Genomic DNA, 13874 nt, shown 5'->3' on the forward strand with positions numbered 1-13874 from the left:
CGGCTGTGGAACAGGACGCCACGCAAAGCTTGCTTGGATACGTCATTGCATGGCTGCCGATGGCGATTTTCCTGGTGATCTGGATCTGGGGTCTCGTCACTCTAAAGCAGTATGTGCGAGCCCGGGAACTTGCCGGCCATGACAACGCGACCGCTATTCGTGAGCTCGTCGAGACGAATCGGGAAATTGTAGCCGTGCTGCGTGACCTGAAGTCGGAACTTCAGGGGCGGAGGTCATAGGATGCCTCCGCGCAAGATAAACCTGGTCGAGGCGGCGGATGCGAAGATCGCCAAGGTCTTCGATCCGCACATCGCCGGCGACGTCAATGACAGCCAGGCCAAGGTCGCCAAGTTCGGCGAGGTTTTCGACTGGCACGCGCATGATCACGAGGACGAGGCCTTCCTCGTGCTGCGCGGCAAGATCGCCATCGATTTCCGCGATGGACCGGTCGAGCTCGGCGAGGGCGATTTCATTGTCGTGCCGCGCGGCGTCGAGCATCGGCCGCGTTCGCTGACTATCGAGCCCGTGGTGCTTATGTTCGAGCCGGCGACCACCCTCAACACCGGCAATGCCCAAAGCGACCTCACCGTCACCGATCTGAAGCGGCTCTGAGCCATGAACGCGACGCCTTTCTCATCCCTCTCGGCCGATCACCAGCGCCTGCAGGCGCTGGTCGGCGCGTGGCGTGGCGAGGAAGATGTCGCGGCGACGCAATGGACCGATGCCGGCGCCGCGACTTCGGAAGTGCTTGCGGACGCGCAGTTCGGCGGCCAGTTCGTGGTCCAGCGCTACCGCCAGCGCCGCGACGGTACGATCTCGTTCGGCGCGCATAATGTGTTCGGCTTCGATCAGCCGAACGACGTCGTCACCATGCATCAGTTCGACTCGATGGGTTTCGTGCCGGTCTCACCGGCTACGGGCACATGGAACGGCAACGAGCTTGTGCTGGAACGGTCGTCGCCGCGCGGCTCGGCTCGCGTGACTTACAGCTTTGACGGCACTGATACTTACCGCATGCGATTGCACTTCAAGCCCGCCGGCAGCGACGCCTGGCAAGACATGGTGAGCGGCCTCTACGGGCGCGTTTCGCCTTCCTCGATCAACGGTTTTTAAAAAAGGGGCGCGATGTCCATTCTCGTCGACAAGAATACCAAGGTGCTGGTGCAGGGCCTGACCGGCAAGACCGGCACCTTCCATACCGAGCAGGCGCTGGCCTATCACGCCACCAAGATGGTTGGCGGCGTCCATCCGAAGAAGGGCGGCGAGACCTGGACCGGCGCGAAGGGAGAGACCCTGCCGATCTTCGCCACCGTCGCCGAGGGCAAGGAGAAGACCGGCGCCACCGCCTCCGTCATCTATGTGCCGCCGGCAGGCGCGGGCGAAGCGATCATCGAGGCGATCGAGGCCGAGATCCCGCTGATCGTCTGCATCACCGAGGGCATCCCGGTTATGGACATGGTCAAGGTCAAGGCGCGGCTCGACCGCTCCTCCTCGCGGCTGATCGGCCCGAACTGCCCGGGAGTTTTGACCCCCGACGAATGCAAGATCGGCATCATGCCCGGCAACATCTTCCGCAAGGGCTCGGTCGGCGTTGTTTCCCGCTCGGGAACGCTTACCTATGAAGCGGTCTTCCAGACCAGCAATGTCGGCCTCGGCCAGACCACTGCTGTCGGCATCGGCGGCGACCCGGTCAAGGGCACCGAGTTCATCGACGTGCTCGAGATGTTCCTCGCCGACGACGAGACCAAGTCGATCATCATGATCGGCGAGATCGGCGGCTCGGCCGAGGAAGACGCCGCGCAGTTCTTGAAGGACGAGGCAAAGCGCGGCCGCAAGAAACCGATGGCGGGCTTCATTGCCGGGCGCACGGCGCCCGCCGGCCGCACCATGGGCCATGCGGGCGCGGTGATCTCCGGCGGCAAGGGCGGCGCGGAAGACAAGATCGCGGCGATGGAATCGGCCGGCATCAAGGTTTCGCCGTCACCGGCGCGGCTCGGCACGACGCTGGTCGAGGCGATCAAAGGTTAAGGGCGTAGGGAGTAACCGAATAGGGCAGCAGGGAAAGATCAGCGGCAAAAATGCCCTACTCCCCTACTGCCTTACTCCCCTACTCCCTTCCATAAAAGGAGACGGAGCCAGGCTCCGCAGACGAAAATGGCAAGACAAGATCAGGCCAACGACCAATTCTCGCTCACCTCGTTCCTTTATGGCGGCAATGCCGACTATATCGACGCGCTCTATGCCGCCTATGAGGACAACCCCGGCTCCGTCGATCCGGAATGGCAGGACTTCTTCGCCGCGCTGAAGGACGACGCGGGCGACGTGCGCAAGAACGCCAAGGGCGCTTCCTGGGCGAAGCCGTCCTGGCCGATGCAGGCCAATGGTGAGCTGGTTTCGGCGCTCGACGGCAATTGGGGCCTGGTCGAAAAGCACATCGAAAAGAAGGTGAAGGAAAAGGCGGTCGTCAACGGCGCGGCCCTTTCCGATGCGGACGTTCACCAGGCGACGCGCGATTCCGTGCGTGCCATCATGATGATCCGCGCCTTTCGCATGCGCGGCCACCTGCACGCCAATCTCGACCCGCTGGGCATCGCCAAGCCGCTTGAGGACTATAACGAGCTGTCGCCGGAGAATTACGGCTTCACCGAAGCCGACTACGACCGGCCGATCTTCCTCGACAATGTGCTGGGGCTCGAGTTCGGCACCATCCGGCAGATGCTGGATATCCTCACCCGCACCTATTGCTCGACGCTTGGCGTCGAGTTCATGCACATCTCCGACCCCGAGGAGAAGGCCTGGATCCAGGCGCGCATCGAGGGCGCCGACAAGGAGATCACCTTCACCGCCACCGGCAAGAAGGCGATCCTGTCGAAGCTGGTCGAGGCCGAAGGCTTCGAGCAATTTATCGACGTCAAGTACAAGGGCACCAAGCGCTTCGGCCTCGACGGCGGCGAGTCGCTGATCCCGGCGCTGGAGCAGATCATCAAGCGCGGCGGCCAGCTCGGCCTGAAGGAGGCCGTGCTCGGCATGGCCCATCGCGGCCGCCTCAACGTGCTTTCGCAGGTCATGGCCAAGCCGCACCGCGCCATCTTCCATGAGTTCAAGGGCGGCTCGGCCGCTCCCGACGATGTCGAGGGCTCGGGCGACGTGAAGTACCATCTCGGCGCCTCCTCGGACCGCGAGTTCGACGGCAACAAGGTGCACCTGTCGCTGACCGCCAACCCCTCGCATCTGGAAATCGTCGACCCGGTGGTGATGGGCAAAGCGCGCGCCAAGCAGGACCAGCTCGCCGGCCGCGAGCGCGGCGAGATCGTGCCGCTGTCCGAGCGAGCCAAGGTGATGCCGCTGCTGCTGCATGGCGACGCGGCGTTCGCCGGCCAGGGCGTGATCGCGGAGATGTTCGGGCTCTCCGGCCTGCGCGGCCACCGCGTCGCCGGCACGCTGCACTTCATCATCAACAACCAGATCGGCTTCACGACCAATCCGCGCTTCTCGCGTTCCTCGCCCTATCCGTCGGATGTGGCGAAGATGATCGAAGCGCCGATCTTCCACGTCAACGGCGACGATCCGGAAGCGGTGGTGCATGCCGCGAAGGTGGCGACGGAATTCCGCATGAAGTTCCACAAACCGGTGGTGGTGGACATGTTCTGCTACCGCCGCTTCGGCCACAATGAAGGCGACGAGCCGTCCTTCACGCAGCCAATCATGTACCGCAACATCCGCAGCCATAAGACGGTTGTGCAGGTCTATGCCGATCGGCTGATCGCCGAGGGTCACATCACCCAGGCCGAGGTCGACAAGATGCGGGCCGACTGGCGCGCGCATCTGGAACAGGAGTGGGAAGTCGGCCAGTCCTACAAGCCGAACAAGGCCGACTGGCTTGACGGCGCCTGGTCCGGCCTGCGCACGGCCGACAACCAGGACGAACAGCGGCGCGGCAAGACCGCGGTGCCGGTCCGCACGCTGAAGGAAATCGGCAAGAAGCTGACCGAGGTGCCGAAGGATTTCGAGGCGCACAAGACGATCCTGCGCTTCCTCGAGAACCGCCGCCAGGCGATCGAATCCGGCGACGGCATCGACTGGTCGACCGCCGAGGCGCTGGCCTTCGGCGCCATCCTGCTCGACGGCAATCCGATCCGGCTCTCCGGCCAGGATTCGGAGCGCGGCACCTTCTCGCAGCGCCATTCCGTGCTCTACGACCAGCGTGACGAGACGCGCTACATTCCACTCAACAATCTGTCTGCGGCCCAGGCCGGCTACGAAGTCATCAACTCGATGCTCTCGGAAGAGGCGGTGCTCGGCTTCGAATATGGCTACAGCCTTGCCGAGCCCAAGGCGCTGACGCTTTGGGAAGCGCAGTTCGGCGATTTCGCCAACGGCGCCCAGGTGGTGTTCGACCAGTTCATCTCGTCCGGTGAGCGCAAGTGGCTGAGAATGTCGGGCCTCGTCTGCCTCCTGCCGCACGGCTATGAAGGCCAGGGGCCGGAACATTCCTCGGCCCGCCTCGAACGCTTCCTGCAGCTCTGCGCCGAGGACAACATGCAGGTGGCGAACGTCACGACGCCGGCTAACTATTTCCACATCCTGCGCCGGCAGTTGAAGCGCGACTTCCGCAAGCCGCTGATCCTGATGACGCCGAAGTCGCTGCTGCGCCACAAGCGGGCGGTGTCGACGCTGTCGGAGATGGCGGGCGAAAGCTCGTTCCACCGACTGTTGTGGGACGATGCGCAGCTCTTGGCCGACCAGCCGATCAAGCTCGTGAAGGATTCCAAGATCCGCCGTGTCGTGCTCTGCTCCGGCAAGGTCTATTACGACCTCTACGAGGAGCGCGAGAAGCGCGGCATCACCGACATCTACCTGTTGCGCGTCGAGCAGCTCTACCCGTTCCCGGCCAAGGCGCTGATCACCGAGCTGTCGCGTTTCCGCAACGCCGAGATGGTGTGGTGCCAGGAGGAGCCCAAGAACATGGGCGCCTGGTCGTTCATCGATCCTTATCTCGAATGGGTGCTGGCGCATATCGACGCCAAGCATCAGCGGGTGCGCTATACCGGCCGGCCGGCCTCGGCCTCGCCGGCCACCGGGCTGATGTCGAAGCATCTCAGCCAGCTTTCCGCCCTGCTCGACGACGCGCTGGGCGAATAAGCAGACCCGGACCAAACAGACCTCAAGAAGACAAGAGAACGGACAGGCACAATGGCTACCGAAATCCGCGTCCCCACTCTCGGCGAATCCGTCACCGAGGCGACCGTCGGCAAGTGGTTCAAGAAGGTCGGCGACGCGATCGCCGCCGATGAGCCGCTGGTCGAGCTCGAAACCGACAAGGTGACGGTGGAGGTGCCCGCCGCGGGCGCCGGGACGCTCTCCGAGATCACCGTCAAGGAAGGCGAGACGGTCAATGTCGGGGCGCTGCTCGGCTCGATTTCGGCCGGCGGCGCAGCCGCCGCTCCCGCCACCAAGCCGCAGGCGGTGGCGCAGGCGTCCAGTCCGGACGCCGCATCCACGACCAAGCAGGCCGCCGCCGAAACCGCCAAGATGGCCGGCGACGCCGGGCCGGTCGAGCCGCGCACCATGCCGCCGGCGCCGGCCGCGGCCAAACTGATCGCCGAGCACAACCTCTCGGTCGAGCAACTGACGGGCTCCGGCAAGCGCGGCCAGGTGCTGAAGGGCGACGTCCTCGATGCCATCGCCAAGGGCGCGCCCTCGCAGCCGGCCGAGACGCCGAAAGCGGCTCCTGCTCCTGCTCCCGCACCGGTCGCGGCCCGCGCGCCGTCGACGGCCGACGATGCTTCGCGCGAGGAGCGCGTGCGCATGACCAAGCTGCGCCAGACGATCGCGCGCCGGCTCAAGGAGGCGCAGTCGACCGCCGCCATGCTCACCACCTTCAACGAGGTCGACATGAGCGCGGTGATGGCGCTGAGGGCCAAGTACAAGGACGTGTTCGAGAAGAAGCATGGCGTGAAGCTCGGCTTCATGGGCCTCTTCACCAAGGCCGTCACCCATGCGCTGAAGGAGATCCCGGCGGTCAATGCCGAGATCGACGGCGCCGACATCATCTACAAGAACTTTGCGCATGTCGGCGTCGCCGTCGGCACCGACAAGGGCCTGGTGGTCCCGGTCGTGCGCGATGCCGACCAGATGTCCATCGCCGAGATCGAGAAGGAGATCGGCCGGCTGGGCCTCGCCGCGCGCGACGGCAAGCTTTCGGTTGCCGACATGCAGGGCGGCACCTTTACGATCTCCAACGGCGGCGTCTACGGATCGCTGATGTCGACGCCGATCCTCAATGCGCCGCAGTCCGGTATCCTCGGCATGCACAAGATCCAGGAGCGGCCGGTGGTGGTCGGCGGCCAGATCGTCATCCGCCCGATGATGTATCTGGCGCTCAGCTACGACCACCGCATCGTCGACGGCAAGGAAGCGGTGACCTTCCTCGTCCGCGTCAAGGAAAGCCTGGAGGATCCCGAGCGGCTGGTGCTCGATCTCTGAGTGATCCGAGATGGCCGAGTCAGCCGAGCCAATCGACCTGTTCGAGCTTCTGACGACAGGTCGGGCCGGACCAATCGAGCTTGGCAAAAGCACCCGTGAAACGGTTCGAGGCTTGATCGATCCGGAGAACGTCCGGGCGGATAATTACTATCGCCACGATGATGCCGAGTCGGCTTGGTGCATCTACGGTCGCAATTGCGAGTTTTTCTTCAGCCCCGATCTTCGACTGAGATCGATTAGCGTCGACCCCGTCTTCGGTAGATTGCGGTCCGGCGGAATGATGGCAACTTGGTATGGCCATCTCGATCTTGATGTGGGCCGGCATCCCGTGACTTTTGCAGGCGCAAAGCCGATAGAAATACATACCTTGCCCAAGGCATTGCAGTTCCTGAACAAGAGCGAGTTCAAATGGGCAATCGGAGGCGGTCGCGAGCGCGACGTCTTTATCGAGCTGGCGGAGAGTTCTCGCGTCCTGACCCTCAAGTATGAGGTGAACGCGATTCCGGTCGACCGGAAGGACAATGCCGCGTTCGAGATAGATTATTTTCTTTCGACGGTCTTCATCCTCGATCAAGCTGTTCAAGGCGGATAGCGGTGACGATCTGCTCTTACTTGTCCGAAAGTCTTTCGACCGCATCGATAGCGGCCGGCGTGATGTTGATCCCGGCGGTCGGCCAGGCCGCCTGCCCGATCCAGCTCGCCGTCTATGGCGAGGCGAAAAGCGGGGCCGAGATCGACTTCACCCCGACGGGTGCCTCGGCGACGATCACCAACACATTCCGCATGATGCTCGACAACAATACCGTGCTCGACGGCATCGCCATGTGGACCGAGGGCTCCGCCGGGCGGCCGCACGGCTCGCTGATGTACAAATGCCCGACCGGCGACGTCACCGGCGAGGAGCTCGCCGCCTGCACGGTCTGGGAAGGCGTGATCTATAGCGCCGATGAGAAGGGCGTCGTGGGTCTGCTGCCGTCCGAGGGCGCGGATGCGCCGAAGAGCCTGATCTTTCCCGATCTCGGACCGTCGCTCGAAATGTCAGCCGCTTACGGTCCGGCGGGCTTCTCAAAAGTACCGTGGGACGTCTTTGCCCTGAAAGGCTGCCAGGAATGAATGCCGACAAGAAGACGCTGCTGGTCACCGGCGGCAGCCGCGGCATCGGCGCCGCGATCTGCCGGCAGGCCAGTCGGGCCGGCTATCGGGTGGCGATCAACTATGTCTCCAACCGGGCCGCCGCCGATGCGCTCGTCGCCGAGCTCGAAGCCGCGGGCGGCGAGGCCTTCGCGGTCAGGGGCGATGTCGGCAACGAGGCCGACGACATCGCGATGTTCGAAACGGTGGACCGGGCTTTCGGCCGGCTCGACGCCTTCGTCAACAATGCCGGCATCGTCGACATCAAGGCGCGTGTCGACGAGATGAGCGCCGAGCGGGTCGAGCGCATGATGCGCATCAACGTCGTCGGCTCCTTCCTCTGCGCCCGCGAGGCTGTCAAGCGCATGTCGACCCGTCACGGCGGCAAGGGCGGCGCCATCGTCAATCTTTCCTCGGCGGCGGCAAGACTGGGCTCGCCCGGCGAATATGTCGACTACGCCGCTTCCAAGGGCGCGATCGACACGCTGACCGTTGGTCTGGCGCGCGAGGTGGCGCTGGAAGGCATCCGCGTCAATGCCGTCAGTCCAGGCATCACCGAAACCGACATCCATGCCTCCGGCGGCCAGCCGGAGCGCGTGGCGCGGATGCAGGATCTGCTGCCGCTGAAGCGTGCGGGCACGGCCGACGAGGTCGCGAGCGCGGTTCTCTACCTTTTGTCGGACGCGGCCTCCTATATAACGGGCGCGATCCTGAATGTGAGCGGCGGCCGCTGAAGGCCAGACCAGAAGGACACCATCATGGCTTATGACGTCGTAATCATCGGATCGGGACCGGGCGGCTATGTCTGCGCCATCAAGTCGGCACAGCTCGGCCTGAAGACGGCGGTGGTCGAGAAGAACGTCACCTTCGGCGGCACCTGCCTCAACATCGGCTGCATCCCGTCGAAAGCCCTGCTCCACGCCTCCGAGACGTTCGCCGAAGCCGGTCATGCCTTCGATATGCTCGGCATCGAGGTCGGCGCGCCAAAACTCAATCTGAAGAAGATGCTGGCGCATAAGGATGCGACCGTGGCCTCCAACGTCAACGGCGTCGCTTTTCTCTTCAAGAAGAACAAGATCGACTCTTTCCGCGGCACCGGCAAGGTGATCGGCGCCGGCAAGGTGTCGGTCACCGGCGAGGACGGCAAGGTCGAGGAGATAGAGACCAAGAACATCGTCATCGCCACCGGTTCCGATGTCGCCGGCATTCCGGGTGTCAAGGTCGACTTCGACGAGAAGGTGATCGTGTCCTCGACCGGCGCGCTGTCGCTGGCCAAGGTGCCGGGCAGTCTTGTGGTGGTCGGCGGCGGCGTCATCGGGCTCGAGCTCGGCTCGGTCTGGGCCAGGCTCGGCGCCAAGGTCACCGTCGTCGAGTTCCTCGACACCATCCTCGGCGGCATGGATGGCGAGGTCTCGAAGCAATTCCAGCGGCTGCTGTCCAAGCAAGGGTTCGAATTCAAGCTCGGCGCCAAGGTCACCGGCGTCGCCAAATCCAAGGAGGGCGCCAGCGTGACGTTCGAGCCGGTCAAGGGCAGCGCGGCGGAAACCATCGAGGCCGATGTCGTGCTGGTCGCGACCGGACGGCGCCCCTACGCCGACAGCCTTGGATTGAAAGACGCCGGCGTCGAGATGGACGAGCGCGGCCGGGTCAAGACCGACGGGCATCTGAGGACCAACGTGCCCGGCATCTATGCCATCGGCGACGTCATTGCCGGGCCGATGCTGGCGCACAAGGCCGAGGACGAGGGCGTGGCGGTAGCCGAGACGATCGCCGGCCAGGCCGGTCATGTGAACTATGACGTTATCCCGAGCGTCGTCTACACCAGCCCCGAAATCGCCTCGGTCGGCAAGACCGAAGAGGAGCTTAAAAAGGCCGGCATCGACTACAAGGTCGGCAAGTTCCCTTTCAGCGCCAATGGCCGCGCGCGGGCCATGCTGCACACCGACGGCTTCGTGAAGATCCTCGCCGACAAGACGAGCGACCGCGTGCTCGGCGTTCACATCGTCGGCTTCGGCGCCGGCGAGATGATCCACGAGGCGGCGGTGCTGATGGAGTTCGGCGGCTCCTCGGAAGACCTCGCCCGCACCTGCCATGCCCACCCGACCATGTCGGAGGCAGTCAAGGAAGCGGCATTGGCCACGTTCTTCAAGCCGATCCATATTTAGGTGCTCGTCACGCGCCGGCGCCGAAAGCCCATCGTCATCCTAGGACGAAGCAAGGAGCGAAGCGACGCGCGCAGACCCGAGGATGACGAAGGGTGTAGTTGCTACCAAACAAAACGGCCCGCCTTCGGCGGGCCGTTCGTCGTGGAGCTATAGCCTGATCACGGAGACGGCGCAGGTGCCGGAGCCGGGGGAGGCGTCGGAGTGGGCGCGGGTGCCGGGGCTGGCGTAGGAGCTGGAGCAGGCGTTGCGGGCGCTGGTTCAGGCGTTGCAGGCGCCGGGGCCGGCGTCGTCGCGGCCGGCGGCTCGGAAGTCGCCGGGGCCTGCTCGCCGCCGGTTCTGCCAAAAACATAATACGCAACAATGGCCAGGATAATGACAACTAGGGCGATCAGCCACCCGCTGCCGCCACCACCGCCCCTCGAGGGCGGCGTGCTCGACGGGGTGTAGGGGTCGTTAGGGTTCGCCATGAAACGTGTCCTCCTTGGAATGAAAGGCATCAAATAGCAGCCATCAACGCGCGGATCCCCCAATGGGTTTCACGCAGGCGGACGGAAAGCGCTGAAAAACCGGCATTTTCCGCTCCCCAGCCGCCAGACGACTCAGTTGACGGCGGTAACACTATACCCCGCTTTGCGGAAATCTTCGACCAGTCCGTCAGGGCCGGGCAAATGCAGCGCGCCGACCGCCATGAAGGCATTGCCCCTGGCCAGAATCGGCATGGCATGCGCGACCATGACCTTGTTGCGGCTGGTGATCATGGTCTGCTCAAAGGCGGCATAGCCGGCCTGGTCGTCCGCCGTGTCGGGCAGCACGGTGCGAAACAGCGGCCAGAACATGCCGACCTCGCCGCGTTGATAGAGCACGATCATGGTTTCGTTGACGTCGTTCACCTTGTCGCCGAGCTTCAGCGTCTCGACCAACCCCTTCATGTGGTAGGCGAGCGGCAGCGAAGCCATGGCGCGCAACTGGTCGACGGCGGTTTCCAACCCCTCGACGTCCTTGCCGGACGCTTTGGCGTCGGCGGCCAGCTTGACGTCCAGCACCGGCGCGCCGGCGCTCTGGCGCGCCACCTCGCAGGCCGGCAGCGCCACCATGGCCGACAGGATCCACGGCTTCATCTTGGCCACCGTCAGAGGCGGAATGCCGCGTGCATCGAGCCCCTTGTTCAGTACTGCCGCATCCTCGGGCGACAGCAGCGAGGACAGCGTCGTGTTGTCCGTGAACATCATCAGGCCAGGCTCGGCGGCCATGGCGGCCATCATCTTGGCCTTGTCGAGGGCGTCGGTGGTTTCGATGATGATGGTGTCGGCGCCTTCATAGGCTTTTTGGGCCGCGGCAGGCAGCGTGGTGACGCGCGCGTCCGTCATGTGCATGGTGCCGAAGAGATAGGACGGCTCCTCGCCCGGTTTCTCGAGTTTCCACAACAGCCCCCGGCCGTTTGGAACGGCGGCGGCTTCGGTCTCGACCTTCTTGAAGGCGGCGGGATCGCTCTTTGCAAGACCCGCCAGCAGGTCGCTGCCGCCGCAGGCGGGCGCTTCGGCATGCGCGCGGCCGGCCAGCAGCAGCACGAGCAGGAACGAAAGGAAAAACAGCAGGTTGAGCGCTGCGAGCAGCTTCAACGAGACGAGGGCCGCGCGGTCGGCGATGGCGATAACGCGTTTCATGGCAAGCTTCTTAAGCGCAAAAAGCGGCAAAACGGTTAATCGAGAGCCGAAATTGTTGTCGACCGGCTCGGATTCCCGGCGGCAGCGTTAGACGGGTGGCCCGGCGCCGATGGAAGGCCGTGGCTGATCTGCCGCCAGTTTCGATGATCCCCGCGGTCGAGCGGCCCAACTGGTTGCTGGATCTGACGGGAGAGATTGCGCCGAAAACGCCGATCCCCTAGATCATGCGACCGTAAAGCGCCCGGCAGGGGACCCCGTGTGATCATCGACAACGCCGCCTTCGAGCGCTACCGGCGCTCGCCGAACGAGAAAACCACCCTGCTCCGGCTCCTGCTCGGAACGGCGATCGTCGTTCTCTTCTGGCTCGCCGTGACGCTGGTCGTGCTCGTCGCCGGCACCGCCGCCTTCATCGTCTTGCGCCTCCCGGGCCCGGCGACCGGACAGCCGATCCAGGATTTCCTTGCCTCTCCCGCCGGCATCCTCACCGCGCTGGCGTCCTTTGCCGGCATCTGGATCGGTCTTTGGGCCGCGATGCGTTTCGTTCATGGCGAGCCGCTCTCGGCGCTGATCGGCCCAGACCGCCGCATCTCGCGCGGCGGGTTTCTCAAAGGCCTGGTCGCGGTTCTGACAACCTCCTTGTTCTCCGAGGTGCTGCTTTATTGGCTGCAGCCGGAGATCGTCCGCGGATCGATCGCGTTCTCGTCCTGGCTGCTCTTGCTTCTCGCGATCGTGCCGCTCGCCTTTCTGCAGACCTCATCGGAGGAGGCTCTGTTCCGTGGCTATCTGCTGCGTGGCCTCGCCAGCCGCTTTGGCAGCCCGCTGATCTGGGCCGCGCTGCCGGGGCTTCTGTTCACCGCGTTGCATTGGAGCCCGGCCTCGACGCTTGCCATCAATGCCAGCGTGCTGGTCTCGATCGCCGCCTTCGCGCTGCTGCTGACGCTGCTGGTCTATGTGACCGGCAATCTCGGCGCTGCATTCGGCGCCCATCTCGGCAACAATCTGATCGGCTTCCTGCTGATCTCGCACCAGCAGAGCTACAATTCCTTCGCCCTGTTCAACGCCAAGCCGCTGGAAGGCCCCGGCTGGACCAATTGGGACGCCGTTCTCATCGCCGCGATCGGCATCGTAAGCACGCTGCTGACGATGCTCCTGCTTCTGCATCGCCGCTCCCCCCTGAAGGTCGGGCCGGACGAGCCATGATCCAAAAAAGCGGAAACCGGTTTCTTGATCAAACCGTGGTCAACCAGAAAACCGATGGGCTCGCCTGATGCGCATCACGCTGGTGGCGGAACGCACCATTCCCTGCAAAGGCTATGGCGGCACTGAGCGGCAGGTCGACTGGCTGGCAACAGAGCTTTCGCGTCTCGGCCACAAGGTGGTCCTGATCGCCGCTCGCGGCTCGAGCCATCCGCTGTGCGAAGTGCGGCAGGCCTCTTCGGCCGCTGAATGCCGCGCTGCGATCCCGGCCGACACCGACATCGTGCATTTCAATGGCTGGTACATCGAGATTTCGCGACCGGCGCTCTATACGATGCACGGCTTCGACCCGGAATTCACGCAAAACAGGCCAAACTGGAACTTCGTCAGCGCCAGCCATGCGCGCAACCATGGGCGGGAAACCTTCGTCCACAACGGCTTTCCGGTCGACGCCTATCGGCTGTCCGCCCGCAAGACGGGCAGGCTCCTGTTTCTGGCCGGCATCGCCCGCGCCGGCAAGAACCTCAACCGGGCTGTCGATCTCGCCCGTGCCTTCGATTTCCAGCTCGATATCGCCGGCGGCTCGCGCTGGCAGCTCCTGCAGCGCACCAAGGTTCGACGCCAGGGTGTCTTCTTCAAGAGCCTCGGCCGCCGCTTCCGCTACCACGGCGTCGTCGACGGCGACGAGAAGCTGCGCCTGCTGGGAGAAGCCAGAGCTTTTCTCAACCCGATCGCCTGGGAAGAGCCGTTCGGCATGGCGCCGGTCGAAGCGATGCTCTGCGGCACGCCGGTGTTGACGACACGGCGCGGCGCGCTGCCCGAAATCGTCGACGGCGCCACCGGTCGCCTCTTCGACACCGATGCCGAGTTCGCCAAGGCCTTGGCCGACATCGCCGGCTTGTCCCCTGAGCAGTGCCGTGCATCCGCCGCCGCGCGATTTCCCATCGCCAAGACGGCAAACGGCTATCTCGATCTCTATACGCGCATCCTGGACGGCGAAAAGCTGCCCTGAACCCCCTTTGGGCGCGGTGTCTTGCTCTTCAAAACGACCCCAGCCTTGACTCCGCCGCCGATTTCCTGTCTAGACGCGCACGAATTCCGCGACGAGACCCTCTCCGCGAAAGCCGACCAGGACGCCGAAGCCTCTTTGAGGCGAGAGCTGTAAACCGATCCTGGAGGCCAACACCCGGCAGCGCGATGCGCCCCCGGGTGCTTTTTGGCTTTGCGCTTT

13 protein-coding genes are annotated in these 13874 nt (G+C 64.3%); 12 read left to right on the plus strand and 1 reads right to left on the minus strand.

Translation table 11 applies throughout. The annotated features are described in order from the left end of the window. Positions 1 to 5: 5 nt before the first annotated feature. The 10 genes from EOD29_RS18015 (at position 6) to lpdA (ending at position 9782) form a co-directional block, all read left to right on the plus strand. Positions 6 to 239, plus strand: a complete 234-nt coding sequence (locus EOD29_RS18015; RefSeq protein WP_127240721.1) for a hypothetical protein — start codon at positions 6 to 8, stop codon at positions 237 to 239. A gap of 1 nt (position 240) precedes the next feature. Continuing rightward, on the plus strand, positions 241 to 612 hold the full coding sequence (locus tag EOD29_RS18020; RefSeq protein ID WP_127247358.1) for a cupin domain-containing protein: 372 nt from the start codon (positions 241 to 243) through the stop codon (positions 610 to 612). 3 nt (positions 613 to 615) lie between these two features. Beyond that, complete coding sequence (locus tag EOD29_RS18025; protein WP_127247359.1) at positions 616 to 1113, plus strand: DUF1579 family protein; 498 nt, start codon at positions 616 to 618, stop codon at positions 1111 to 1113. A gap of 12 nt (positions 1114 to 1125) precedes the next feature. After that, on the plus strand, positions 1126 to 2028 hold the full coding sequence (gene sucD, locus EOD29_RS18030) for a succinate--CoA ligase subunit alpha (RefSeq protein ID WP_067323640.1): 903 nt from the start codon (positions 1126 to 1128) through the stop codon (positions 2026 to 2028). Positions 2029 to 2154: 126 nt separating this feature from the next. Beyond that, on the plus strand, positions 2155 to 5142 hold the full coding sequence (locus EOD29_RS18035) for a 2-oxoglutarate dehydrogenase E1 component (RefSeq protein ID WP_095782743.1): 2988 nt from the start codon (positions 2155 to 2157) through the stop codon (positions 5140 to 5142). Between the two features lie 51 nt (positions 5143 to 5193). Then, a complete protein-coding gene (odhB, locus tag EOD29_RS18040; RefSeq protein ID WP_127247360.1) occupies positions 5194 to 6486 on the plus strand; it encodes a 2-oxoglutarate dehydrogenase complex dihydrolipoyllysine-residue succinyltransferase in 1293 nt (430 codons plus the stop codon). Positions 6487 to 6496: 10 nt separating this feature from the next. Continuing rightward, positions 6497 to 7078 carry a hypothetical protein gene (locus EOD29_RS18045; protein WP_127247361.1) on the plus strand — a complete coding sequence of 194 codons (582 nt, stop codon included), beginning with the start codon at positions 6497 to 6499 and terminating at the stop codon, positions 7076 to 7078. A gap of 62 nt (positions 7079 to 7140) precedes the next feature. Then, a complete protein-coding gene (locus EOD29_RS18050) occupies positions 7141 to 7599 on the plus strand; it encodes a hypothetical protein (RefSeq protein ID WP_164763790.1) in 459 nt (152 codons plus the stop codon). Beyond that, positions 7596 to 8351 carry an SDR family oxidoreductase gene (locus EOD29_RS18055; protein WP_127247363.1) on the plus strand — a complete coding sequence of 252 codons (756 nt, stop codon included), beginning with the start codon at positions 7596 to 7598 and terminating at the stop codon, positions 8349 to 8351. Before EOD29_RS18050 ends, EOD29_RS18055 begins: the two co-directional genes overlap by 4 nt. A 24-nt stretch (positions 8352 to 8375) precedes the next feature. After that, positions 8376 to 9782 carry a dihydrolipoyl dehydrogenase gene (lpdA, locus tag EOD29_RS18060; protein ID WP_127247364.1) on the plus strand — a complete coding sequence of 469 codons (1407 nt, stop codon included), beginning with the start codon at positions 8376 to 8378 and terminating at the stop codon, positions 9780 to 9782. Between the two features lie 599 nt (positions 9783 to 10381). Here the strand turns inward: lpdA and EOD29_RS18070 are convergent. Then, positions 10382 to 11446: a TraB/GumN family protein gene (locus EOD29_RS18070; protein WP_067324628.1), complete on the minus strand. Its 1065-nt coding sequence runs from the start codon at positions 11444 to 11446 to the stop codon at positions 10382 to 10384. Between the two features lie 258 nt (positions 11447 to 11704). Between EOD29_RS18070 and EOD29_RS18075 the strand changes: the two genes are divergently transcribed. Continuing rightward, positions 11705 to 12646, plus strand: coding sequence for a CPBP family intramembrane glutamic endopeptidase (locus tag EOD29_RS18075; protein ID WP_095799601.1), 942 nt, complete (start codon positions 11705 to 11707; stop codon positions 12644 to 12646). Between the two features lie 67 nt (positions 12647 to 12713). Further along, on the plus strand, positions 12714 to 13655 hold the full coding sequence (locus EOD29_RS18080) for a glycosyltransferase (RefSeq protein ID WP_127247365.1): 942 nt from the start codon (positions 12714 to 12716) through the stop codon (positions 13653 to 13655). The last annotated feature ends 219 nt before the right edge of the window (positions 13656 to 13874 follow it).

This window comes from Mesorhizobium sp. M1A.T.Ca.IN.004.03.1.1 (assembly GCF_003997555.1).
Lineage (GTDB): Bacteria > Pseudomonadota > Alphaproteobacteria > Rhizobiales > Rhizobiaceae > Mesorhizobium.